Here is a 23459-nt window from a genome sequence, read left to right as displayed (position 1 = left end):
ACAACGCTTGAAGAAGAAGGCGTCGCAGCGATGCGGCGCCTTTTTTCGCGCCTCTCGTGCGCCCCGGCTGTTGGCGCGCATCGTGCGCATCATGGGGCGACTTTTCGGACAATGCTATGCAAGCGGACCTGTATTCACTTCACCGTGCATACCTATCCCTATCCAATCCCAAATTGACCCGCCGCACGATTCGCCTATATCACCAATGATCGTGGGGACTTCGATTACTGGGAAATGTCATGCCGCGTGTGCTCGTGGTTGATGACGATCCGATGGTCGGCGCGACCATCGAGGTCCTCCTCCAACGTCAGGGCTTCGACGTCACGCTGGCCGACGGCGGCGAAACGGGACTGGCTGCGCTGGAAGCACAGGCCTTCGAGGTGATGCTGGTCGACATCTTCATGCCGCATATGCGCGGCTTCGAGTCGATCCGCATCTTCCACGAGCGCGCGCCGGCGGTCCCGCTGATCGCGATGTCCGGCTACGCCTTCGCATCATCGGCCTCGCCCTCTCCCGACTTCCTCCGCATGGCGCTGGAGCTCGGCGCGACACGCTGCCTGCGCAAGCCGTTCACGCCGGACGCGCTGCTGACCACGATCCGGGAATGCCTCGCCGGGCCGGGCGACGGCACACGGCCGAAGGACAAGAAAGAAGTCCCTTGATCCCAACGCAGCGCGTCATTCTCGGTGCTGGACTTGCCATCCTCCTGATCATCACCGCCGCCTCGATCGGTCTCGACGTCAAGTCGCGGTCCGATGCGGCCCACGTCAGTCATACCGTCCAGGTGCTGAAGAAGATCTCCGATCTGCGCGGCCTGATGCGCCGCGCCGAGAGCGCCGCACGCGGCTACGAGATCTACCGCAGCCCGGGCTTCAGCGAGGAGTTCCAGGCAGTCCACGCCCGGATCGCGCCGGCACTCGCCGACCTCAAGCGCGGCGTGCGCGACAATCCCGACCAGGTCGCGCTGCTGGAGGGCACCGAGCCGCTGGCGCTGCGACGGATCGAGATCGCCGCCGAGGCCATGCGCCTGCGCGCCGGCAACGATCAGGACGGCATTGCCGCGCTCCAGGGCAAGGGCGAGGGCCGCGGCCTGATGGAAACGGTGATGGGCAACCTCGATCGTCTGGGCGCAGAGGAAGAGCGCGTGCTCGCCGCGCGCTCCCGGGATTCGCGCCGCACCGGCATCGTGCTGCTCGGCATCGACGTCGCCGGTGCGCTGGTGATCCTGCTGCTGGTCGTGATGGTGATGCGCGAGAGCCGCCGCACCGAGGTGGCGCTCAAGAGCACGCTGCTGGAGACCACGGCCGCCAAGCAAGTGCTCGAGGCGGCGGTGGCAGAGCGCACCGAGCATCTGGTCACCGCGCATGACGAGCTGCGCCTGTCGGTCAACGTTCTGCAGAGCACCTTTCGCAGCATGGCGGAGGCGGTGCTGGTCATCGACGTCGAGGGCAACGTTCTTCTGTCCAATCCGGCCGCGGAGCGCATGCTGTTGCACCGCGCCGGCATGAATCTGCGCGATCTGCGGATGCTGTCGGACGTCTTTCATGGCGACGGCGTCATGCCGATGAAGCCCGCGGAGCTGCCTTCCGTGCGCGTGCTGCGCGGCGAGCCGTTCGAGAATCTGGAGATGATCGTCCGCCCCCACAGCGGCAATCAGCCCCGTCACCTCATGGTCAGCGGCCGGCCGATGCTTGACGGGCAAGGCAACGTCTCCGGCGCAGTGCTGGTCTATCACGACGCGACCGTTTCGCGCGAGACCGAGCGGCAGCTGCACCAGTCGCAGAAGCTGGACGCCATCGGCAAGCTGACCGGCGGCGTCGCGCACGACTTCAACAACATGCTGACCGTCATCTCCGGCAATACCGAGACGCTGGTCGCGAGCCTGAAGCAGCAGCCCGAGCTGCAGCGCGTGGCGCGGCTGATCGACGATGCCGCCGAGCGCTGCGCCGAGCTGATCCAGCACCTGCTCGCCTTTGCGCGCAGGCAGCCGCTGCAGCCGCGCAACGTCGAGATCAACGCCGCGGTCGCGGACATCGCCAAACTGCTGCGCCCCACCCTCGGCGAGCAGATCCAGATCGAGACCGTGCTGGAACAGGGGCCGATGACCGCGCACATCGATCCGTCCCGGCTTACCAATGCCGTGCTCAACATGGCGATCAACGCCCGCGATGCCATGCCGAACGGCGGCAAGCTGCTGTTCGAGGCCCACCGGGTCGTGCTCGACGAGGCCTATGCGCAGAACAATCCCGATGTGCGGCCCGGCCCCTACGTGATGCTCGCCGTCAGCGACACCGGCACCGGCATGCTGGCCGAGGTCCAGCAGAAGGCGTTCGAGCCGTTCTTCACCACCAAGGAGGTCGGCAAGGGTTCGGGCCTCGGCCTCTCCATGGTCTATGGCTTCGTCAAGCAGTCCGGCGGCCACATCAAGATCTACAGCGAGGAAGGCCACGGCACCACGATCAAGCTCTATCTGCCGCCGGGCGAAGGCATGGCGGACACGGCGGTCGCCACGACGCCGCAGGCCGAAGGCGGCGCCGAGACCATTTTCGTCGTCGAGGACGACAACCTCGTGCGCAACTTCGTCACCGCGCAGCTCCAGAGCCTCGGCTACAACACGGTCGCCGCGCCCGACGGCCGCGCCGCGCTGGAGCTGATCGAGGCCGGCCAGCCGTTCGACCTGCTGTTCACCGACGTCGTCATCCCCGGCGGCTTGAGCGGGCGCGAGCTCGCCGAGGAGGTGGCCAGGCGCCGTCCCGGCCTGAAGGTGCTCTACACCTCCGGCTACACCGACAACGCCATCGTCCACCACGGCAAGCTCGACGACGGCGTGATGCTGCTGACCAACCCCTACCGCCGCAACCAGCTCGCCGAGATGATCAGGAAGGCGCTGAACGGCAGGACGGCTGCGGGCTAATCTACCGCGTCGCCAGCAGCACGGCGGCGAGCGTGAAGATCAGCGCGGCGATCTGGCCTGGCCCCAGCGGCTCGCCAAGCGCGATCGCGGAGGCGACCACGCCGATCACCGGCACGGCCATGGTGCCGATCGCGGCCACCGAGGCCGGCAGGCGCGACAGCGCGGCGAACCAGCTGACATAGGCGATGCAGAACTGCACCACGGTCGAATAGACCAGCAGCCACCAGCCGAGCGGCGTCACCTTGTCCAGATGCGAAGTCTCCACCAGCAGGCCGATGATCGAGATCGGCAGGCAGCCGATCCCGATCTGCCAGGCCGCGGCGGTGATCGGCGGCAGACGGATCGGGTATTTCTTCGAGAACACCGTGCCCAGCGCAAAACCGATCGCGCCGAACAGCGCCATGATGATGCCCGGCAGCTTTTCCGCGCTGGCGGCAATGCCGTTGCCGCCCATGATCGAGCCGAGCCCGACAAAGGCCATCACCAGCGCCAGCGTGCGCAGCAAGGTCGGCCGCTCGCCCAACACCGGCCAGGCGATGATCGAGGCCCAGACCGGCATGGTGTAGGCGATCAGCGCCGCTTCGCTCGCCGGCAGCCAGAGCAGCGCCAGGCCCATCAGCACCATCCAGCCGGTGACGTTGAGCATGGCGGCGGTGAACAGCCGCGGCCAGATCTCGCGCGCGACCTTGAGGCTGTCGCCGCGGACCAAAGCGAGCGCCGCCAGCAGCACCGCGCCGAGCACGCCGGTCACCCCGCGCAGGGTCAGCGGCGGCAACTCGCCGAGCAGGAACTTCGTCACCGGCCAGTTGAAGCCCCAGCCCACCGAGGTGATGGCAAGGAACATCAGGCCGGCCGGGGCGATGCGCGGTCGCGCATCCCGGCGGGTCGAATCGAGCATGTGGGCAGTCCGGCAAAAGGTGGCTCAGCTTGGCCCGGATTCGCTGCTCCCACCACCACCCCGGCGGGCATGCCTGCCCTCACCTTCCGTAGCCCTACGTGAGTCCCCCTTGCGCAACCCCGTTGCCCAAAAATATACCTGCCCTGTGAACAGCGGGATGAAGGGTCCCGAACACTGCGGGAGACAAATTTTTTCGGTTGGGAATCCTTCAGGACTCACCGATACTTGGCTCCACAACAGGCGCGGGCTTGCCCCCTGTTATCCCCCGCAATCCACCATATTTAGTATTTGATTCAGGAACTCGCACTAGTTCTTGACGGGCGCAACGGAGAGTCCTAGCTTTCGGTCCGTTCGGCGCGAGTGAGTTTGCGTCCCGCCGGCACTCCCCCAAAGGGTCCGCAAAACTGCACTCCGCCCCGCCAGACGAAGGCAGCGGAAAGAGGGCTTGTCTGCCCGCGAAAGCGGATCTTTCGGGCGCCGGAACGGGCTGGAAACAGGCTCGAATGGCAATGGTTGAAGTTGTGATGTTGTGGGGCGTTGAACGTATGTCGGACGCATTGCCTTGGGGGCGGATGGGTCTGGACATGCCGTCGGAGGAAAGGTGCTCGCACCTCGCCGTCGCCGGGAGAACAAGGGCCGGGTCCACCGGCTGAACTGCGAAGCCTTTGAGCCCGAAGTGGCCCTTGAGGATTCGCGAACCGAAATGTCGACCCGGGTGCCTTGCGGAGGCAGTCCGGCTAAAAATAAGGACGGGGCAAGACCATGCGGATTGAGCGGCGCCACACCACTTCGGGACAGTCACCTTATGCCGGGATCGATTTCCGGCTGACCACGTCGGAGATCAGGAATCCCGACGGCTCGGTCGTGTTCAAGCTTGAGAACGTCGAAGTTCCGACCGAATGGTCGCAGGTCGCCTCGGACGTGCTGGCCCAGAAATATTTCCGCAAGGCGGGCGTTGCCGCGCGCCTGAAGAAGGTCGAGGAGGAATCCGTCCCCTCCTTCCTGTGGCGCTCGGTGCCCGACACCGAGGCCCTCGCTGCTCTCCCCGAGAAGGAGCGCTATGTCAGCGAGCTCAGCGCCAAGCAGGTGTTCGACCGTCTCGCCGGCTGCTGGACCTATTGGGGCTGGAAGGGCGGTTACTTCACCTCCGACGAGGACGCCCAGACCTTCTACGACGAGCTGCGCTACATGCTGACCATGCAGATGGTCGCGCCGAACTCGCCGCAATGGTTCAACACCGGCCTGCACTGGGCCTATGGCATCGACGGCCCCGGCCAGGGCCATTATTACGTCGACCCCTTCAGCGGCAAGCTGACCAAGTCCAAATCGGCCTACGAGCATCCGCAGCCGCACGCCTGCTTCATCCAGGGCGTCGGTGACGACCTCGTCAACGAGGGCGGCATCATGGACCTCTGGGTCCGCGAGGCCCGCCTGTTCAAGTACGGCTCCGGCACCGGCTCCAACTTCTCGCGCCTGCGCGGCGAAGGCGAAAAGCTCTCCGGCGGCGGCCGCTCGTCCGGCCTGATGAGCTTCCTCAAGATCGGCGACCGCGCTGCCGGCGCGATCAAGAGCGGCGGCACCACCCGCCGCGCCGCCAAGATGGTCGTCGTCGACGTCGATCACCCCGACATCGAGACCTATATCGACTGGAAGGTGAAGGAGGAGCAGAAGGTCGCCGCTCTCGTCACCGGCTCCAAGATCAACCAGAAACACCTCAAGGCGGTGCTGAAGGCCTGCGTCAATTGCGAGGGCTCGGGCGACGATTGCTTCGACCCCGAGAAGAACCCTGCGCTCCGCCGCGAGATCAAGCTCGCGCGCCGCAGCCTCGTGCCTGACAATTACATCAAGCGCGTCATCCAGTTCGCCAAGCAGGGCTACAAGGACATCCAGTTCGACGTCTACGACACCGACTGGGATTCGGAAGCCTATCTCACCGTCTCGGGGCAGAACTCCAACAACTCGGTCTCGCTGCGGGACGACTTCCTGCGCGCGGTGGAAACCGACGGCGACTGGAATCTCGTCGGACGCACCACCAAGAAGATCACCAAGACGCTGAAGGCGCGCGACCTCTGGGAAAAAATCGGCTACGCCGCCTGGGCGTCGGCCGATCCGGGCCTGCACTTCAACACCACCATGAACGACTGGCACACCTGCAAGGCGTCCGGCGACATCCGCGCCTCCAATCCGTGCTCGGAATACATGTTCCTGGACGACACGGCGTGCAACCTCGCCTCCGCCAATCTGCTGACGTTCTACGACACCACCACCAAGCACTTCGACGTCGACGGCTACGAGCATCTCTGCCGGCTCTGGACCATCGTGCTCGAAATCTCCGTGATGATGGCGCAGTTCCCGTCCAAGGCGATCGCCGAGCTCTCCTACGAGTTCCGCACCCTCGGCCTCGGCTATGCCAATATCGGCGGCCTGCTGATGACCATGGGCCTGCCCTATGACAGCAAGGAAGGCCGTGCGATCGCCGGCGCTCTGACCGCGATCATGACCGGCATCACCTACAAGACCTCGGCGGAGATGGCGTCCGAGCTCGGCACCTTCCCCGGCTACAAGAAGAACGCCGCGCACATGCTGCGCGTGATCCGCAACCACCGCCGCGCCGCCCATGGCCAGTCCAACGGCTACGAAGCGCTCTCGGTCAACCCGGTGCCGATGGACCTCGTCTCCTGCCCGCAGGTCGACCTGGTCGCGCATGCGCAGGCGGCCTGGGATGCGGCGCTCGAGCTCGGCGAGAAGCACGGCTATCGCAACGCCCAGACCACGGTGATCGCGCCGACCGGCACGATCGGCCTCGTCATGGATTGCGACACCACCGGCATCGAGCCAGACTTCGCGCTGGTGAAGTTCAAGAAGCTCGCCGGCGGCGGCTACTTCAAGATCATCAACCGCGCGGTGCCCGCGGCGCTGCGCGCGCTCGGCTATCGCGAGAGCGATATCGCCGAGATCGAGGCCTACGCCGTCGGCCACGGCTCGCTCTCCAACGCGCCCGGCATCAACGCCTCGACGCTGAAGGCCAAGGGCTTCACCGACGAAGCCATCGCCAAGGTCGAGAAGGCCCTGCCGACCGCCTTCGACATCAAGTTCGCCTTCAACAAGTGGACCTTTGGCGAGGATTTCATCCGCGACCAGTTGGGCATTGGTGCCGAAGCCATTGCCGCACCGGGCTTCGACCTCCTCCAGGCCGTCGGATTTACAAAACGCGAGATAGAGGCGGCCAACGTCCACATCTGCGGCGCGATGACGGTGGAAGGTGCCCCGCACCTGAAGGCCGAGCATTATCCGGTGTTCGACTGCGCCAACCCCTGCGGCAAGATCGGCAAGCGCTACCTGTCGGTCGAGAGCCACATCCGCATGATGTCGGCGGCGCAGCCCTTCATCTCGGGCGCGATCTCCAAGACCATCAACATGCCGAACGACGCCACGGTGGAGGACTGCAAGTCCGCCTACATGCTGTCGTGGAAACTCGCCTTGAAGGCCAACGCGCTCTATCGCGACGGCTCGAAGCTCAGCCAGCCGCTCAACTCGCAGCTCATCTCCGACGATGAGGAGGAGGACGATGCGGTCGAGGCCTTCCACGACAAGCCGATGGCGGCACGCACCGCCCAGGTGGCCGAAAAGGTCGTCGAGAAGCTGGTCGAGCGCATCATCGTGATGCGCGAGCGCGAGAAGATGCCGGATCGCCGCAAGGGCTACACCCAGAAGGCGGTCGTCGGCGGCCACAAGGTCTACTTGCGCACCGGCGAGTACGACGATGGCCGTCTCGGCGAGATCTTCATCGACATGCACAAGGAAGGCGCGGCGCTGCGCTCCTTCATCAACAATTTCGCCATCGCGGTGTCGCTGGGCCTGCAATACGGCGTGCCGCTCGACGAATATGTCGATGCCTTCACCTTCACCCGCTTCGAGCCGGCGGGTCCCGTGCAGGGCAACGACAGCATCAAGTACGCGACCTCGATCCTCGACTACGTCTTCCGCGAGCTGGCGGTGAGCTACATGTCGCGCTTCGATCTCGCCCATGTCGATCCGACCGAGTCGAACTTCGACGCGCTCGGCAAGGGCGTCGAGGAAGGCAAGGAGCCGGGCGATGGCCACCACGCCAACAAGCTGGTGTCGCGCGGCCTCACCCGCTCCCGCACCGACAACCTCGTCGTGATGCGCGGCGGCTCGGCCGCGGTCGTCTCGGGCAACGACAGCGCCCCGACCGGCGGCTCCAAGGTCACCGCCCTCGCCTCGCACGGCGCAGGCCGTGCCGGCGACGTCCTGGAAGGCGCGGTCGCGCTGAAGCAGGAAGTGGCCCACGACCTCTCGCCCACCGAGAAGCTCGAAGCCCTGCAGTGGAGCAAGTCCGGCACCGCGCAGACCCTCGTGCCCTCAAAGGCCGAGCGCCGCGCGGAAGCGAAAGCAAAAGGCTACGAAGGCGAGATGTGCAGCGAGTGCGGCAACTTCACGCTGGTGCGGAATGGGACCTGCATGAAGTGCGATACTTGCGGCAGCACGACGGGGTGCAGCTGATTCCGACAGCGCAAGCCGCCCGGAGGCCTTGATGCCAGTTGCATTGCGCCACGGCGGCTTGCGCTACTACTTCTTCTCAAACGAGGGGCGGCCACCTGAGCCGCCTCATATTCATGTCAAAGGCGGCGGCTGGGACGCCAAGATTTGGCAGAGCCGGGCATATCAATAGCCGACAGTTATGGCTTCAATCCGCGGGAACTTTCGAATATCCTGCGCGTGGTCGAGGACAACTGCGATCTTCTTCTGAAGGCTTGGCATGACCATTTCGGCAACTAGCGTTCGCTTCGACGAACACACGATGTGGGTCGAACTGTCCGATGGAAGGACACTCGGTATCCCGCTCGCGTGGTTTCCGCGCCTGCTGCATGCGACTCCTGCCGAACGCGAGCAGATCGAACTCAGCCGTGTCGGCCTGCACTGGGAGGCGCTTGACGAAGATATTTCCATTGCCGGCCTCCTCGCAGGACGCGGCGACGTAACGCGATCCACGGAACACGCAGCGTAGGCGGATCGGTCTGCCGTGAAGGCGCTGCCGCCCCGAAGCAGCAAGCACGAACTGTCCTCAACGGAAAATCTCGAAAGCCTCCAATCGAGCGAGGCGGCAGCGCCCAGGAATTACGGCGACGGTGACAGTAACCGCCCACCGTAATCGCGGTGACCGTTGCGCCTCGGACAGGCGGCCACCAAGCCCGGCTCAACCGGTTACTCGGTGGCCGCTGCGCCAAGACAGGCTACGAGGCCGGCTAGTAGCAAGGAGGATAAGGTTCGTAGCCGCAACGGCGATAGCCTCCGTAGGCTCCGTAAGCCCCGTAAGCAGCAGCACCAACTGCAGCGGCTCCGACGCCCACGGCAACTCCGCGGCGCACGGCTGCACCACGATAGACGCCACCGCGATAGACACCGCCGTGATGAACACCAACCCGACCAACCCCAACGGCGCCTCTTCGATACGCGAAGGCGTCAGTCGAAACAGTCACGATGCAGGCTATGCCAATGACAGCGGATGCGGTAAGTGAAACGATGGTTCGGCGCGACATGGCCACTCTCCTTCCTGGACTGGAACGGTTCGTCAGCGTAATTCGCCGATGAGCGGGTATGTTGATTTAGAACAATGCGGGCCGTTGCGATCCGGCCGCCGGGTTCACGACGGGACAGTGAAGCTGTCACGCTTACCTGCATCGGCATCAGCGGAACAACACCGATTTCGGCCATGGACCTGACGTTCGCGACGCATGTCGGTTCGGCAACGCCCAATTGCGAGTTCAGTGCCGGGCTGCGATCCGCCCCGCCCCCCGAGCCCGCCATAATTTCTCCTTCGCACGCGCGTTGTGTTGGACAGTGGCGGGACCTATGCTTCCAGCGATCGGATTGCCGAACTCCCATTGACGCCAGACTGGTTGGAGAGCGCATCGGTGCCTGACGCGGACGACCCCAAACCTGACAACCAAAAGCCTGATACCCAAAAGCCTGATAGCCAGAAGCCTGACGCGCCCAAGCCGGACGCGGTGCGCGCCGATGGCGGGCTGGCGCGGGCCTATGACCAGATCAAGAGCGCAGAGCAGGACCTGGCGCGGCTGGACCGGCTGGTTTCCGGAATGGAACGCGGCAGCGAAGCCCCGCGGACCTCGCAACCAAGCGCCGGTGCGGAGGCAGCCAGGACTCTTGAGGACAAGACTTCCGAGGACAAGACCGAGGACAAGACTCCCAAGGCGCCGGCGCCGGACAGCAAAATTCGCGATCAAGGCCTGAAGCAAGGTCGGCCCATGCTGCGCGCTGTGGTTGGCCTCGTACTGGTGATCGGCGTCCTCGGTGCCGCCTTCGCTTCGCAATATCGCGATGACGCCAGGTCTATGGGCAAGTCGATCATGGCGCGATGGGCTCCGCCGGCCGCCAGCGAGCCCCCGCAAGCGTCCGCGGTTGACACTCCGGCGCAGCCGCCGGCACTGCAACAGGCTGCTGTGGATCAGCCTGGTCCGGTGCCCGCGCCGCCGCCCAGCAAGGAGCCGACGCTCAGCAAGGAAACGGAAAGCGCTCCAAGACCTGACACTCCAAGACCTGACACTCCAAGAACTGGCGCCACAGCGCCCGACCCATCATCGTCTGATCTCGCGCAAGCGCTCAAGACCATCACGAGCGAGATTGCGAGCATCAACGGAAAGCTCGAGCAACTGAAAAGCCGCAGCGAGCAGACGCTGCGCGAGCAGGCCGACACCATTCAGCAGCTCAAGACGGCGCAGGAGAAGGCTGCGGCGGACAATGCGCGCCTCGCCGCGCAGGTCCAGGCGCTGCAAACGCAACCGACGGCTTCGTCCGCATCTTCATCCGCGAAACCCGTCGTGCGGAGCGTGGTGAACAACGACAATGCTGCGCCTGCACGGCCGCACGTGCAAGCGGCCGCACCCCGGCGGCCCAGGCCGCCGCCGCGAGGACCCTGGATGCCCCCGCCCTATATGGGCGACCCCTACGGCGATCCGTATTGGTAAGTCCGCAGGGCGGATGAGCCGACGGCGCGGAGCGCCGCTCGCTGGCGAACTGTCTCCTCCCCGACGGCCCGTTGACCTCGATCGGCTTCCCTGCATCCGCGTTCAAGGCCACAAGCCTCCGTGCCATGCACAAGACCCTTCCGCCGAAATGGCCTTTGCCGTCGCGCCCATCCCTCCTAAACTCCCAACCCATCGGCATGGGTTCCGACGGGCCCGGTAGAAGCGGAGTCGAGTTATGCCCACACCGGAGAGCTTCCCGATCGAGAAGATTTTCGTTCCCACGAAAATGAAGAAGGCCATCAAGCCCGAGATCGTCGGGGAGATCGCGGAAAGCATTCTGGACATCGGACAACAGGCCCCCATTTTCGTTCGGCCCGACGGAGACCGCCTCGTTCTGGTTGAGGGGCTGCATCGGCTCGAAGCCTGCAAGGCGCTCGGCGAGACAACCATTATCGGTGTCATCGTCCCGGCGGAGCTTGCTCAACACAGGCCGCTGCTGTCCGAAAGTCCCGAAGTCGACGCAGAGCGCATCAAGATGGCGCGATTGAAAAAGCTGCGCCTCGAGAAGGAAGCCGCAGAGGCATCGACGGCTGCCTTGAAGGGCGCTGGCGCAACGGAAGCACCGCGCACCCGTCCGACGAAAGGCGTCCGTGATAATCCGAAGGCATCCCCAGGCCGGACTGCGAAATCGACACCGAAAACATTGTCGGACTGGATCACGCAGCAAAAGGGCAGCGGCGGCCGCTATTGATGGCCGGCTCCAGATCTTGAGATCACAGCGTCTTGAGATCACAGCTCGAATTGCGGTGACAGTGCTGCGCAAGCGCAATGCCAGGAAAACGCAGCCACTTCGTCCCTCGCTTTCGCAACCTCCGAAGAGGCGCTCGGCGGATGCGCAAGGCGTTCGCCCACGCACCGCGGATCGTCCGGATCGCGCTCAGCGTGGCAGTCTTGCTTGCGGCCCTCGCCCTCCTCAACATCGCCTATCAAATCATCCGCAAACCAACCGAACTCTTCGCCCTCGTCGGCAACACCCTCGACAAGGAGGCCGCCGAGACCTGGCGGCAATACGGTCCGCTCTTCCGCACCTATTCGACCGCGACGATCACGCCCGAATTGCTGGCAGCCCTTGCGCAGGTCGAGAGTTCAGGCAATCCGGTGGCGCGCACCTACTGGCGCTGGCGATGGAGTTTCAATCCGCTCGCGATCTACCGGCCCGCCTCCAGCGCCGTCGGCCTCTTCCAGATGACCGATCCGGCCTTCTCGGAGGCTGCGCGGTTCTGTGTCCACGGCAATGCGGTCACGGACACCGGCTGCGGTTCTGCCTTCCTCTACACCCGCGCGATCCCGAGCCACGCCATCGAGCTGGCCTCGGTGTATCTGGACCGCAATGTCGCGCTGGTTCTTTCCCTCGCGGGCGATGGGAAGCCAAGCGCGCAGCAGAAGCAGGATCTGGCCGCCTTCATCCATCTCTGCGGCGCAGGTCCCGCCACGGCCTATGCGCGCCGCAAGTTTCAGATGCTGCCCGGCGAGCGCTGCGGCGATCATCTCGTCGCGGGCTATGTCGCCAGGGTCAACGCGATGAAGCGGCAGTTTTTGCGGCTTGCGGCGGATGACGATAATTAGCGCACGGTCCGCAGGATGGGGAGAGCACTTGCGAAACCCATCATTCCACGGCGGCGGCTATTCGTGCTTCAGACCGCCGCTTCCGTATCCGGCACCGAAGCCTTCCCGCCCTCCGCACCTGCGCGCGCAGCCCGGCTTCCGGCCATGAAGATATCGTGCACGAGGCCGAGCTTGCCCAATCCCAGAATGATCAGGCCGTTGATGTCGATCTCGTACCAGGCGTGCGACAGATAGGCGTCGCGCGGAAAGCGGTGATGGTTGTTGTGCAGCCCCTCGCCGAAGGTGAGGATCGTTGTCACCAGCTCGTTGGTGGTGCCGTCGTCGGTCTTGAAGCGGCGGTAGCCGTAGTGGCCCTCGCTGTGGCAGACCGAGTTCACGAGCGAGGTCGCCATGGTCATGAGATAGCTGCGGAACAGGCCGGAGAACAACACGCAGCCGATCATCGTGTGCACGCCGCCGAACGCGTAGCCGATCGCGCCCGGAATGATCACCGCCGAGATCGCGTACCAGTACCAGCGCGTCCTGGTGAAGAACATCGAGATCGGGTCGGCCAGGATATCCTTGGCGTAGTATTCGCCGTCGGTCGTGGCCTGGTCCCACACCCAGCCGCCTTGCGCATGCATGAATCCCTTGACGAAGCTGAGATAGCGGTTGCCGCTGCCGTCATAGTAAGGGCTGTGGACGTCGCCGGGCTTGTCGGAGTGAAGATGGTGCCGGCGATGGTTGCTCACCCACTTCAGGATCGAGCCCTGCACCGCCAGCGTGGCGATCGCGGCGAAGATCGTGCGCATGACCGGATTGCACCGAAAGCTCCGGTGCACGAAGTAGCGATGCATGAAGCCGATCCCGATCGTGGTCAGCACGAACATGCCGACGAAGACCGAAACCTCGACACGGCCGATGCCCTGCCAGACCGCCCAGACCAGCGCGGCGATCGAACCGCCGATCATGAAGCCGAACGCGATATAGGAATCGAGAAACTTGGCGTCGACCACCGGACCTTCGAACAGCACGCCCGGCGGCATTTTGGGGTCCGCATCTGCTTCCGACGCCACGCTTTCGATTACGGTCATTTCAGCCAGTCCATTTACGGAAAATTAACGCTACTGCAGCGCAACCTATAGACGCATGTTGTTTCTCGCAAGGACCCGGGCGGCCGTAGGAGCACGGAGTCCGGACCTGAAAAGACGCGATCAGAGGAAAAACAGGCGAGATTTCAACGCTCGCGCGTTAACCAAGCGCACAGTCTGCGCAATCCGAACCCCACAATGCCGACGGCGAGCGCTGCGGCGATCACCCGTCGCAAGCCAAGGGTCAACGCGATGAAGCGGCAATTTCTGCGGCTTGCGGCGTCATGAGACCCTCATGGTGAGGAGCGCGAAGCGCGTCTCGAACCATGAAGGCCCGGATCTCGCCCGGAGCCATCCTTCGAGACGCGCGTTCCGCGCTCCTCGGGATGAGGAGAGGAGCGGAGTTGACGCGGTCAAACCCACCCACCCGACGCTTTATTCATTCCATTCCGCGTCCGTCGGTGGCCTTCACCACCAATACGGCCAGCGCCATCCCTCATAGCGCACATATGACGGCACCAGCGGCGGGCCGTAGGGATCGACGCGGTCGTCTTCAGGGCGATAACGATACCGCGGAACAATGTTGTAATCCCACGGCGTCGGCCTGAGCACGGGCGCCGTGACGACAAGCCTCTGCTGCGGCTCGCGAACGACATAGGCCTTTCGCGCCCGGGCTTCAGCACCTGACGTGCCCAGGCTGCACAGCACCAGGGCCGTTCCGAACGCACACGCGGCGGTGTTTATCTTCATGCGTTGTCTCCTTCCCGCCAGAGTGCAAAAGGACGCCGAGCAAGGCAAGCTGAATTCGCTGCCGGCGACCGTCATTGCGAGGAGCCCTTGCGACGAAGCAATCCAGCCTGCCTCGGCGGAGGGATTCTGGATTGCTTCGCTTCGCTCGCAATGACGGAGAATGTGACGGCACGTCCGGGCCAAATGCTCCTCCGTGATAGCTTCCGCCGCACGCCCCCTACTCCCGCGCCCGGCGCACCGCCTCCGCCAGCTTCACCCTCTGCTTGTCCCACCGGGCCTGCTCCGCCTCGGCGCGCTGATCCAGCGCGGCGCGCTCGGCTTCGATCGCCTCGGCTCGAACCTCGTGCTCGCGCCTGGCCTCGTCCAATGCGGCCTGCGCAGTCGCCACCGCCTTGTCACGCCGCGCGCGCTGCCTGGCGCGGGCCGCCTCCTCCTTGCGGCGCTCGGCGTCCCGGCGCCGCTCTTCCTTCTCGAACGCCGCGGCGGCCTTTTGCGCTTGCCGGTCGTCGATTTTGCGGGACGGTTTGCCTGCGCTCCTGGCCGCGCGCTTGTCTGATCTGGACTTGGCCTTGGACCTGGCCTTGGACTTAGCCTCAGACCTGGCTTTGCGCTTCGGCCCGGCCTCGCCGTCCGCAAGATCGGTCGGCAGCGCGGCGTTCTCGCTGAATGCGCCGTCCGATCCGACCGGGCGCCTGAGCACGATGCCGGGGCTGGCCATGGTCGCGGCGACGATGTCGGGGTCGTCGGTCTCCTTCGCGACGCCCTGATGGAACAGGTTGGAGCTGGCGCCCCAGGCCTCCAGCGCCGCCTTCATCGAGGGCGCGGCGACCGCCTGGTCGTAGAAGCCGAGCGAGGTCTGGTAGGTCTTGAGTTTTCTTTGCGGTGTCTTCGGCATCTCGCCCCACGGCCGGCGCGGCGAGGCACAAGCACCCTGGCCGTCGCAACCTTCGCCACGATGCCATCATGCCCCTGTTTTGCCCGACGGGTCAAACGATTTTCGGTATCGCCGAAGTCACCGCTTGGCCCGGAGGAGGCCCCGCGCGGTCCGACATTTTCGGAATCACAGCAGCCTGAAACCCTTCAGGATTTCTACTGTGCATGGGGTTGTTTTCGAACTTTTTGCTTGTCCGGCACAGGTCCACCCCTACGCCGCGTCGGCATCCTCGGGCTTGGGGCCCGCCACGAGCCCGTCGAGGCTGACCATCAAGAGATCCGCGATGTGCATGAGCTGGTAGCCGCGGCACGCGTCATCGACGATGCGTGATCCGGAATCACCGGCTGCGGCTAATTGCTTCTCAAGCTCAGAATATAGTTCGACAGCGCATCGGCCTGCTCCGGCGAGATCACCAGATTCGGCATGTTCTGATGGCTGGTCCTCCAGAACACCTTGAGCGACAGCGCGGTGGTGCCGCTCCGGTTTGCGACCGCCTGGAAACTCGGGGCCTCGTCGAACAGCCCGGCCATGCGCGGCTCGACCGCGTGGCACGGCTGACACCATGCCAGCGCAAGACGATGTCCCTCCGCTGCCGAGCGTGAGGCGGGCCTGGATGCGCCGCCGGCCGTGTGGACGACGCTGAAGAGAAACAGCAGCGACAACGCGATCAGGATGCCGAGGCCGACGTAAATTCGAACGCTGCGCGACATGGTCTCACCTCGCCATTGCTGCGTAGCTCGAGAGCGTAGGTCGATGCGGGCAGACCAGGTTGACCTGCATCAAGAGATCGGCGACGGCCGGCATTGCCCGAATGACGGGGCGACACGATGGGTGGCGCGGATGCCCATCGCGAAAATGACGGACATCGCTTACGCTGAGGCCCATCCACGATCAGGAGGATCACCATGAACGGCAACCGCTATTACGGCGTCCGCGTCGAGGGCGCGAAATACGGCGTCGGCTTCGGCTCGGCGCTGGCGATCGCGATCTCCTACACCAACAACCATTCGATCCTGTGGGCGATCATCCACGGCATCCTGGGCTGGCTCTACGTGATCTTCGTCGCGCTGTTTCGGTGATATCGCACCGGCAGGCGACGACGGGCGCAGGCAGCCCGCAGCTTTCCCTTGCATTCCCGTTCCCCGCCCCTACGGTGCGCCGCGCACGCGACCGGAGACAACACCAACCATGACTGACGCCGTGAAATGCCCGAAATGCAATTCGGAGCATGCCTATCAGGATCGCGATCTCTGGATCTGCCCGGAATGCGCCCATGAGTGGAGCACCGCGGCCGATGCGGCCACGGATGCGCCGCAGGAAGCCAGCGTGCGCGATGCCCACGGCAATGCGCTCGTCGACGGCGACAGCGTCATCGTGATGAAGGACCTCAAGGTCAAGGGCTCGTCCTCGGTGGTCAAGGGCGGCACCAAGGTCCGCAACATCCGCCTGCAGGACGCCAGCGACGGCCACAACATCGCTTGCAAGATCGACGGCATCGGCGCGATGAACTTGAAGTCGGAGTTCGTCAAAAAGGCATAGCAACCCGCCGTCCTGTTCCGCACGCGATGGGCCGTATGTTCAAAAGTGGACATACGCCCGCGCCGCGGCCCGGTATCCCAGTCGGCAGCAACTGGCGAAGACGCAATCAGCCAGTTGCGGGAGGACCGTCCGCTGAACCAGCCCGAGTGCAAATTCGAAAGTCTGAGCGATCAAGCCGTTTTGAGGCTGTACGACAACATCCGGCATCAGGTCGCAGCCGACAAGGCGCTGGGAAGCAGATACCGGCTGCTCGGCACCTCCGCCAGGCAGCGCGCCGAGCAGCTCAGGCAGGAGCTCGACGAGCGCGGCCTGAAGTTCGCCGCGATCGACTGGTGAGCCTGCAAAGGCAATTTCAGGAGCGCTGCCGCTGCGCCAAGTAGAACCCGCACAGCACCGTCACCAATCCCGCCGTCTGCAACATCGTCGGCGGCTCACCGAGCAGCAGCCAGCCGGTGAGCACCGTCAGCGCCGGCACGCAGGCGGGCACCACGGCGGCGCGGGCGACACCGAGGCGCTGCACCGAGACGGCGAACAGATAGAGCGCGGCGGGGCCGGCGAGCACGCCCTGCGCCAGCGCCTGGATGGCGTTCTCCCTGACGCCGATGGCCGCGACATGCGCGAGACCGACGGTCGCGATGTAGATCGGCAGCAGCAGCAGCGACAGCACGTTGATGACGAGGGCTGCCGACACCGCCGAGACACGCCAGTGGCGCAACAGCGTGCCGAAGCCGGCGAACATCAATCCTGTCAGCACGAAGGTCAGATCGCCCAGCACGCCGTCGGCGCCGATATGGCCGATCGATTCCGCGCCGATCACACCGAGACCGCCGACGATGACGAAGGCGCCGGCAAAGCGCGAGACGGAGACCTTCTCCTTGAGAAACAACGCGGCGAGCAGCAGTCCCCCGAGCGTGGCGCAGGAGGGCTGGATCACGCTGCCGTGGCCGAGCGGCACGAACAGGAAGCCGGTGTAGGAGATCAGCGACATCACGGGGCCGCCGAGCACCATCAGCACAAGGCCCCTGCCCCAGCCGATGCCGCAGAGATCGGAGATGCCCGCGCGGAGCACCAGCGGCAGGAAGGCGATGCCGCTCCAGACGTAGCGATGCACGAGCAGATCGACCGGCGTGAATCCGACCTTCAGGCCGTGCCGCGTGCCGGCAAAGCCGAGCGCCCAGAACACCGCCGCGGACAGGCCGCAGACGACGCCGATCAGTGCCGGCGCCGCATCGTTCTTCTGGGTGAGAGCGTCAGCGCCGCTCGTTCGCTGATCCATGGCGCAAGCCTTATGTCAGCGCGCGAGCCGGCTCAACCCACGCGGCTGCAGGGCTGGCACGCAGCGGCAGGCGCGCCTGCTCATCGTGCCTCCTCGCCGAACACCATCCGCCATCCCTTGCGCGTGTCCATGTATTCCCTGACCTTTCGGATCTTGTCGCCGGCCACCGTGAACACGAAACAATAATCGTTCTCGTACGGCCTGCCGCCGGCAAGCGTGGCGCGCATCCGCTCCTCGACGATCACGACATCGCCGCCGGCATGGACGGCGCGGTCGCGCGCGCGGTGAAGCTGATCAACGACGGCGCGCTCGACGCGGAATCGGTGGTGTCTCTCGCGATGCGGCTCGGCATCTCCTCGCGCCATCTGGCGCGATTACTCGAGCGCTACGTCGGCGCCACGCCGCGGCAGCTTGCGAAGACGCTGCGGGTCCAGCGCGCAAAACGCCTGCTCGATGCCGGCGGCCGCACCATGACCGACATCGCGTTCCAGGCCGGCTTCGGCAGCCTGCGGAGATTCAACGCCGCGTTCGCCGAGTTCTACGGCCGCGCGCCGTCGAGCTTGCGCGCTAAAAAAAACCGGGGCTGAGATCGAGCCCGTAACTCAGGCTCAGAACGAACACGAACAGCGCAGCGGCTGCGAACAAGGCGAGATGCTTGAGGATAAATGCGCGCGGCGAGGCGCTTGCAATAACGGCTTTCTGTACAACGGGCATTACGGCTCCATTATGAAAATGATTCTTGGCCGCTCAATATTCGGCACCCGCATCAGGCGCCCCGATCCGCAAAGCAACTATTAAGGAGATCACACTCGCCTTGAACGGCCGTACACAACCGGCACATGGGCGCGCTTTTTCTTGCCGCAATTTTCTCAATCCGCAAAAAAAGACCGCGCTCCCCGAAGGGAACGCGGTCCAAGCAGTCTCGGGAGGAGACGAGCCTCAATCAATTGTCTTCGGGCGAACTCAGATCAGCGAGCGGTGCCCGTCGTGACGCCGGCAGTCTTGACCTTGCGCGGCGTCAGCACGCGGATCTGGTGGACCGAAGCGACGGTGGTCGGCGCGGTTGCCTGCTGCTCGACATCGGCGGCACCGAGCACACGCACCTGCAGGGGGGAGACCGGAAAACCGTTGGCCTCAAAGGTCGGCAGCTCGGCGGCAAACGCCGCGGTGCTGCCCGCGATCGTCAGGATAGCGGCGGCGATCGATAGAGTTTTCTTGTTCATTGATGATGCTCCTGATGGAAGGGTCGGAGCATATTTATGCAGGGTTTGCTGCATTGCGACATGCGTTGCTGCATTGCAATATCGCGCTTGGCGCATGACAATATGTTTAATCCGCACAAAGCCTTGGCCGAATCACGCCGGGCGCGACATGACGCTTTTGTGAGCGGTCCTCAGACGCCGAGCACATTGCCCCAGCCGTCGTGTCGGAGAGCCGATCGTGCAGCATCGCGGGCTCGGTGGGGTCGAAGGCGTCCATCAGACGAAACGAGGAATGCGTCATCGCCGACCGATGCGCCGGCCGCGGCAAGGTTGCCGCAAAAGCATCAGCCCGCCCGGCGTCATGGCAAGCCCAGCGGAGCTACGCGAAGCGACCGTTGATCGCTTCGCTCTGCTCCAAATGACGATGTTGATGCAGTGACCTGGGGCCACGCCACGCAGCTTATTTCAACGCCGTTGCCAGCGATTGCAGCTTTGCGACGAGATTGGTGCCAAGCGCATAGATGATCTCGATGATGGCGAGCGCGATGCCGGCTGCGATCAGGCCGTATTCGATCGCGGTCGCGCCGGATTCATCGGCGGCAAATTCGGCCAACAGGCATTTCAATTTCACGATCCTATCCTTCCCAACTTCACCGCAATTGCCGGCGCGCGAAAAATGCCTCATCACAATCCAAGATTGAGTAAACTCAACTGCTTCAAGTTGACGCCAATGCGTGCTCCATTTGCCGGCTATGTCACGCCGTGGCCCCCATGGAACCCGCGATGGAACCCGCGTTGCGCCCGCGCAACACCTCGCCGAAAAGCCCGTTTTCGCCGAATTGCGCCATTGCGCCGCCACACCGTCCTCCGAACAATCGACGCGCGACGTGCCTTTTCGTGCAAGACTGTCCGTTCAGGACTGTTGGCATCAAGACTGTTCGGACAAGAGAGGTCCCAACAGACCCGTTTGGAGGCAGGGATCATGAATGATCGGCGGTCTCTTCTGGTGGCGGTCTCCTGCCCTTCGGCGGTTCTCGCCGGCTGGCTGGCGCTCTCTTTGTCCGCCTATGCGCCTGCCCTCATCGAAAATAGTGGCGCCAATGCTGCCGCCGTCTCGCGCGCAAAGGATCTTAGCCGGCTCGACCTCGCTGACATCCCGCGCGCTGCAGTCATCGAGGATGGCGTTGCCTTGACTGCCGACATCGCGGCCGCAGTCGCTGCAGAACCTGAACCGACGGCTACTGAAGCGGCAACGCCCGAGGAGGCGCCAGCTCCCTCCATCAAGCTCGCCTCGGCCGATCCGGCGCTGATCTTGCCGAGCGAGCCGCCCTCCGCGCCGCAGCTTGCGCCTGACCCGGCACCGGTCGTCAGCGAGGCTGCTCCGGCTCCGGCACAGGAGCCCGCGATCAAACTCGCGTCCGCCGATCCCTCCGAGATCGTGACGACTGACGCGCTGTCCCCCGCGGCGATCGCGAGCGGACCCACTGCCGCAGCGAGCAAGGCCTCACCGTCTGCGGATACCGTCGCCGTGCTCGACGAATGCTTCGTCATGGACGCCTGCATCGACCGCTACCTCTGGGCGCTCTACCAGCGCACGCCCAAGGAGGACTCCATCAAGGTCGAGGATCGCCGCGCCGTCACCGTCAAGCGCAAGGGCAGGATGGTCACGGTGATGCGCAGCTTCACCAGGCTCGTCGACGAGGACTTCGGCTGGAAGGATCCGAAGGCGGCCGAGCACGCGAACATGTCGATGACGGATTACGTCATCGGCGGCATGGACAAGAGCTTCAAGCGAAAACTGTTTCGCACGCTGCTCGCCGCTGAAGCCGCCGGCCTCTCGCCGGGCATCACCAGCGCGTTCCGCGACGACTACCGCCAGTCGATCGCAAGCGGCCTGAAGGCCGCCTCCGACCGCTCCTATCACGGCGGCAGCACGCGCGGCGGCTACGGCCACGGCATGGCGGCCGACATCGTCAGCACCAAGGGCGACAATCGCGCACAGCGCTGGGTCTCGACCGAGATCCTGTGGAAATGGGTCGATGCCAACGGCAAGGCACTCGGCATCGGCCGGCCCTATCTCGGCCGCGATCCGCCGCATGTCGGCCCGATCGATGGTCAGGAATACGTCTCGAAGCGGGGCACGGCAGACCGCAAGGAAGCGGCCAACGCCAGGCCGAAGAAGACGCGGGCGGTAGCCAGCGCCAGGCCGCCCAAGGCACAGGCCGCGCGCGAGCAGAAGAGCCCGGCCAAGCCGCAGAAATCGGCGCAATCGGCCGGCAAGCGCGCGACCTGAAGCCGTTATGGCTTACTGGCCCGACGTCGGCAGCGGCACCAGCCGCATCTCTGCGGTGCCGGCCTGCTGCGTGCGCACCAGCACCGCGAAGATGGTCTCGACCGCGAGCCGCACCGCCGCCTCGGTTGCTTTGCCCTTGGCCAGATGCGCCGCGATCAGCCCGGTGAGGAGATCGCCGGTGCCATAGGGCCGGATCGGCAGGCGCGGCGTCGCAAAGCGCGACAACTGACCATCAACACACAGAATGGTCTCCACCTGCCCTTCGACCGTGTCGGCGAGCGTGCAGCCGGTGGCGACGACGTCGATGCGGCCGGTCCCGGCCAGCGCGGCGCACGCCGTTCGCAGGTCCTGGGCGTCCGCGACCGCGAGGCCTGCGAGCAGCCCGAGCTCGAACTGGTTCGGCGTGGTCAGGTTCGCGGCCGGCAGCAGACGATGCCGAACCACGTCCAGGATGCCGTCGGCGACATAGACGCGGCCGTCATCCCCGATCACGGGGTCGCAGAGATAGATGAGCTTCGAATTGCGGAGCAGCGCCCGTTCGACGAAATCGGCGACGACGGCAGCATTGCCGGGCGAGCCGAGATATCCTGTGACGAGCACCACGGCCTCGTCGACGAGATCGCGCTCCTCGAGGCCCTGCAGCAGATCTGCGACGAGCTCTGTCTCCAGCACCCGGCCCCGCAGGCTCGGATAGCGCGGGTGGTTCGACAGCAGCGTCGTCGGCACCGCCGCGACGTTCACGCCCTCCGCCTGCATGGCATAGGCGGCTGCGCTGTTGCCGACATGGCCGTGGACCACCTGGCTCTGAATGGAGATGACGAGCATGTGGAGGTCCGTAGGATTAAAAGTAAGGCGGCGCAAGATAGCCCGGATCACGAAAGATCATACCCACGCCCCGGCCGCAGCGCCTGCATCTTCCGCGCCAGCCGCCGATGCCCCGTCTCCTCCGACCGCGCCAGCCGATCGGCGACCGCGACATGATCCGTATCGCTCTTGTGCTGGTTGAGCTTGGCCTGCCCCTCGACCTCGTCCACCACGAGGTCGATGACGCGGATCGCAGCCAGCATGCTCTCGCGCTTGTCCGGCTCCATCCGCGCGAGGTCCCAGGGCTGCTTCGGTAACCGCGCCTCGGCGACTGCCAGCAGCGCATCGCCGTGCCCGCGGTTCTCGTCCAGCCCGCGCAAATGCGCCACACCCGACAGGTGCACCGCCTCGTAGAGCCAGGTCGAGACGTTGTCGCGCGAAGAATACCAGTCGTTGGAGATGTAGGCATCGTCGCCGGCAACGATCAGCAGGAAACGTCTCGTGCCGTCCGCGAGCGGAACGAGCGGATTTCTTGCGGTGAGATGAATCTGCACGATGGCCTGACCGTCATGCCGATCCAGCACGAACGGCACGTGCGAGGCCCGCGGACCACGCTCATCCGCCGCCACGATCACGCCAAAGCCGCGCTGGCTTGCGAATTCCAGCGCGCGCTGCTCCTCGATGCGGAATTGGGGACGGAGGAGATGCATGGCGCGGCGCTCGATGGCTGGACGAGGATGGCGCGAGGCTAACCCATGATCAGGCCAAATCCGAAACGATATTGGGCCGTGAACGCAGATGTCAGGAATGATCTCGGCGCCGGGCCAGTTCGCTTAGATAGGCTCAGAACATGTCCGCCATCCCGTCGGCATGGCGCGCGATCTCCGCCCCGCTGCGCGGCGTCTCCGAGAATCGCTTGCCGACCTATCTATCCAGCGACCTTGCCGAGGACGTCGAACTCTCCGTACGGATCAACTGACGCCACATCTGCCATGCTACTTCGAAGCCGCCGCAAATTCATCCTGCGGCGGCTTCGTGTTTGTCGGTGACCTATCGTGGAACATTACGGCCAGGCCGCGTACTGTCCGTGTCGCAGGCTCGTCACTCACACGTGATAGCAGCCCCTGGCAAGAGCCACATTCCACG

26 protein-coding genes are annotated in these 23459 nt (G+C 64.8%); 14 read left to right on the top strand and 12 right to left on the bottom strand.

Features of this window, described 5'->3' with window-relative positions; genetic code table 11:
• Nucleotides 1-239 precede the first annotated feature (239 nt).
• Both OC450_RS13265 and OC450_RS13260 read left to right on the top strand, forming a co-directional pair.
• Complete coding sequence (locus OC450_RS13265) at nucleotides 240-662, top strand: response regulator (protein WP_211385569.1); 423 nt, start codon at nucleotides 240-242, stop codon at nucleotides 660-662.
• Nucleotides 659-2914, top strand: coding sequence for a CHASE3 domain-containing protein (locus OC450_RS13260; protein WP_262048030.1), 2256 nt, complete (start codon nucleotides 659-661; stop codon nucleotides 2912-2914). The genes OC450_RS13265 and OC450_RS13260 overlap by 4 nt, the downstream gene beginning before the upstream one ends.
• A 1-nt stretch (nucleotide 2915) precedes the next feature.
• Here the strand turns inward: OC450_RS13260 and OC450_RS13255 are convergent, their stop codons facing one another.
• Nucleotides 2916-3812: a DMT family transporter gene (locus OC450_RS13255; RefSeq protein ID WP_262048029.1), complete on the bottom strand. Its 897-nt coding sequence runs from the start codon at nucleotides 3810-3812 to the stop codon at nucleotides 2916-2918.
• Between the two features lie 762 nt (nucleotides 3813-4574).
• Here OC450_RS13255 and OC450_RS13250 point away from each other — a divergent pair.
• From OC450_RS13250 to OC450_RS13240, 3 genes are all read left to right on the top strand, one after another.
• Nucleotides 4575-8336, top strand: coding sequence for a vitamin B12-dependent ribonucleotide reductase (locus tag OC450_RS13250; RefSeq protein WP_256808007.1), 3762 nt, complete (start codon nucleotides 4575-4577; stop codon nucleotides 8334-8336).
• A 31-nt stretch (nucleotides 8337-8367) separates the two neighbouring features.
• Nucleotides 8368-8505: a DUF4160 domain-containing protein gene (locus tag OC450_RS13245; protein ID WP_262048028.1), complete on the top strand. Its 138-nt coding sequence runs from the start codon at nucleotides 8368-8370 to the stop codon at nucleotides 8503-8505.
• Between the two features lie 87 nt (nucleotides 8506-8592).
• On the top strand, nucleotides 8593-8841 hold the full coding sequence (locus OC450_RS13240) for a DUF2442 domain-containing protein (RefSeq protein WP_262048027.1): 249 nt from the start codon (nucleotides 8593-8595) through the stop codon (nucleotides 8839-8841).
• Nucleotides 8842-9296: 455 nt separating this feature from the next.
• Here the strand turns inward: OC450_RS13240 and OC450_RS13235 are convergent, their stop codons facing one another.
• Nucleotides 9297-9641: a hypothetical protein gene (locus OC450_RS13235; RefSeq protein ID WP_262048026.1), complete on the bottom strand. Its 345-nt coding sequence runs from the start codon at nucleotides 9639-9641 to the stop codon at nucleotides 9297-9299.
• 107 nt (nucleotides 9642-9748) lie between these two features.
• On the opposite strand from OC450_RS13235, the gene OC450_RS13230 reads away from it, so the two are divergent.
• From OC450_RS13230 to OC450_RS13220, 3 genes are all read left to right on the top strand, one after another.
• Complete coding sequence (locus tag OC450_RS13230; protein WP_262048025.1) at nucleotides 9749-10819, top strand: hypothetical protein; 1071 nt, start codon at nucleotides 9749-9751, stop codon at nucleotides 10817-10819.
• A 235-nt stretch (nucleotides 10820-11054) separates the two neighbouring features.
• Nucleotides 11055-11570 carry a ParB N-terminal domain-containing protein gene (locus OC450_RS13225; RefSeq protein WP_262048024.1) on the top strand — a complete coding sequence of 172 codons (516 nt, stop codon included), beginning with the start codon at nucleotides 11055-11057 and terminating at the stop codon, nucleotides 11568-11570.
• Nucleotides 11571-11710: 140 nt separating this feature from the next.
• Nucleotides 11711-12445: a transglycosylase SLT domain-containing protein gene (locus tag OC450_RS13220; protein WP_372703277.1), complete on the top strand. Its 735-nt coding sequence runs from the start codon at nucleotides 11711-11713 to the stop codon at nucleotides 12443-12445.
• A gap of 68 nt (nucleotides 12446-12513) precedes the next feature.
• On the opposite strand, the gene OC450_RS13215 is transcribed toward OC450_RS13220, so the two are convergent.
• From OC450_RS13215 to OC450_RS13200, 4 genes are all read right to left on the bottom strand, one after another.
• Nucleotides 12514-13518 (bottom strand): acyl-CoA desaturase, encoded by a 1005-nt coding sequence (locus tag OC450_RS13215; RefSeq protein WP_211385552.1) that lies wholly within the window; start codon nucleotides 13516-13518, stop codon nucleotides 12514-12516.
• Between the two features lie 465 nt (nucleotides 13519-13983).
• On the bottom strand, nucleotides 13984-14265 hold the full coding sequence (locus tag OC450_RS13210) for a hypothetical protein (protein ID WP_211385551.1): 282 nt from the start codon (nucleotides 14263-14265) through the stop codon (nucleotides 13984-13986).
• A gap of 217 nt (nucleotides 14266-14482) precedes the next feature.
• Nucleotides 14483-15160, bottom strand: coding sequence for a cell envelope biogenesis protein TolA (locus OC450_RS13205; RefSeq protein ID WP_211385550.1), 678 nt, complete (start codon nucleotides 15158-15160; stop codon nucleotides 14483-14485).
• A gap of 389 nt (nucleotides 15161-15549) precedes the next feature.
• Complete coding sequence (locus OC450_RS13200; protein WP_211385549.1) at nucleotides 15550-15909, bottom strand: c-type cytochrome; 360 nt, start codon at nucleotides 15907-15909, stop codon at nucleotides 15550-15552.
• Nucleotides 15910-16104: 195 nt separating this feature from the next.
• Here OC450_RS13200 and OC450_RS13195 point away from each other — a divergent pair, with 195 nt between their 5' ends.
• The 3 genes from OC450_RS13195 (at nucleotide 16105) to OC450_RS13185 (ending at nucleotide 17074) form a co-directional block, all read left to right on the top strand.
• Complete coding sequence (locus OC450_RS13195) at nucleotides 16105-16278, top strand: hypothetical protein (RefSeq protein ID WP_018644642.1); 174 nt, start codon at nucleotides 16105-16107, stop codon at nucleotides 16276-16278.
• A 109-nt stretch (nucleotides 16279-16387) separates the two neighbouring features.
• The gene (locus tag OC450_RS13190; RefSeq protein ID WP_211385547.1) at nucleotides 16388-16738 is read left to right on the top strand and encodes a zinc ribbon domain-containing protein YjdM; all 351 of its coding nucleotides are present in this window, start codon (nucleotides 16388-16390) and stop codon (nucleotides 16736-16738) included.
• Nucleotides 16739-16918: 180 nt separating this feature from the next.
• On the top strand, nucleotides 16919-17074 hold the full coding sequence (locus OC450_RS13185; protein WP_249129321.1) for a hypothetical protein: 156 nt from the start codon (nucleotides 16919-16921) through the stop codon (nucleotides 17072-17074).
• 16 nt (nucleotides 17075-17090) lie between these two features.
• Here the strand turns inward: OC450_RS13185 and OC450_RS13180 are convergent, their stop codons facing one another.
• Nucleotides 17091-18014 (bottom strand): DMT family transporter, encoded by a 924-nt coding sequence (locus OC450_RS13180; protein WP_211385546.1) that lies wholly within the window; start codon nucleotides 18012-18014, stop codon nucleotides 17091-17093.
• An 80-nt stretch (nucleotides 18015-18094) separates the two neighbouring features.
• The gene (locus OC450_RS13175; protein WP_262048023.1) at nucleotides 18095-18241 is read right to left on the bottom strand and encodes a nuclear transport factor 2 family protein; all 147 of its coding nucleotides are present in this window, start codon (nucleotides 18239-18241) and stop codon (nucleotides 18095-18097) included.
• A gap of 33 nt (nucleotides 18242-18274) precedes the next feature.
• Here OC450_RS13175 and OC450_RS13170 point away from each other — a divergent pair, with 33 nt between their 5' ends.
• Nucleotides 18275-18601, top strand: a complete 327-nt coding sequence (locus tag OC450_RS13170; RefSeq protein ID WP_262048022.1) for a helix-turn-helix domain-containing protein — start codon at nucleotides 18275-18277, stop codon at nucleotides 18599-18601.
• Between the two features lie 381 nt (nucleotides 18602-18982).
• On the opposite strand, the gene OC450_RS13165 is transcribed toward OC450_RS13170, so the two are convergent.
• Both OC450_RS13165 and OC450_RS13160 read right to left on the bottom strand, forming a co-directional pair.
• Nucleotides 18983-19237 (bottom strand): hypothetical protein, encoded by a 255-nt coding sequence (locus OC450_RS13165; RefSeq protein WP_211385544.1) that lies wholly within the window; start codon nucleotides 19235-19237, stop codon nucleotides 18983-18985.
• A 439-nt stretch (nucleotides 19238-19676) separates the two neighbouring features.
• Complete coding sequence (locus OC450_RS13160; RefSeq protein WP_211385809.1) at nucleotides 19677-19841, bottom strand: Flp family type IVb pilin; 165 nt, start codon at nucleotides 19839-19841, stop codon at nucleotides 19677-19679.
• 357 nt (nucleotides 19842-20198) lie between these two features.
• Here OC450_RS13160 and OC450_RS13155 point away from each other — a divergent pair, with 357 nt between their 5' ends.
• Complete coding sequence (locus tag OC450_RS13155) at nucleotides 20199-21509, top strand: hypothetical protein (RefSeq protein ID WP_211385543.1); 1311 nt, start codon at nucleotides 20199-20201, stop codon at nucleotides 21507-21509.
• A gap of 12 nt (nucleotides 21510-21521) precedes the next feature.
• On the opposite strand, the gene pdxY is transcribed toward OC450_RS13155, so the two are convergent.
• The gene (gene pdxY / locus OC450_RS13150; RefSeq protein ID WP_262048021.1) at nucleotides 21522-22334 is read right to left on the bottom strand and encodes a pyridoxal kinase; all 813 of its coding nucleotides are present in this window, start codon (nucleotides 22332-22334) and stop codon (nucleotides 21522-21524) included.
• Nucleotides 22335-22381: 47 nt separating this feature from the next.
• Entirely contained in the window at nucleotides 22382-23023 is a 642-nt protein-coding gene (locus tag OC450_RS13145) for an FMN-binding negative transcriptional regulator (RefSeq protein WP_262048020.1), read from the bottom strand.
• A 140-nt stretch (nucleotides 23024-23163) separates the two neighbouring features.
• Between OC450_RS13145 and OC450_RS34430 the strand changes: the two genes are divergently transcribed.
• A complete protein-coding gene (locus tag OC450_RS34430) occupies nucleotides 23164-23292 on the top strand; it encodes a hypothetical protein (protein ID WP_410050511.1) in 129 nt (42 codons plus the stop codon).
• Nucleotides 23293-23459 lie beyond the last annotated feature (167 nt).

This window comes from Bradyrhizobium sp. Bra78 (assembly GCF_024519855.1).
GTDB lineage: Bacteria > Pseudomonadota > Alphaproteobacteria > Rhizobiales > Xanthobacteraceae > Bradyrhizobium > Bradyrhizobium japonicum_G.
Note: the sequence above shows the minus strand (reverse complement) of the source record. Positions and strands in the feature narration are given on the sequence as shown.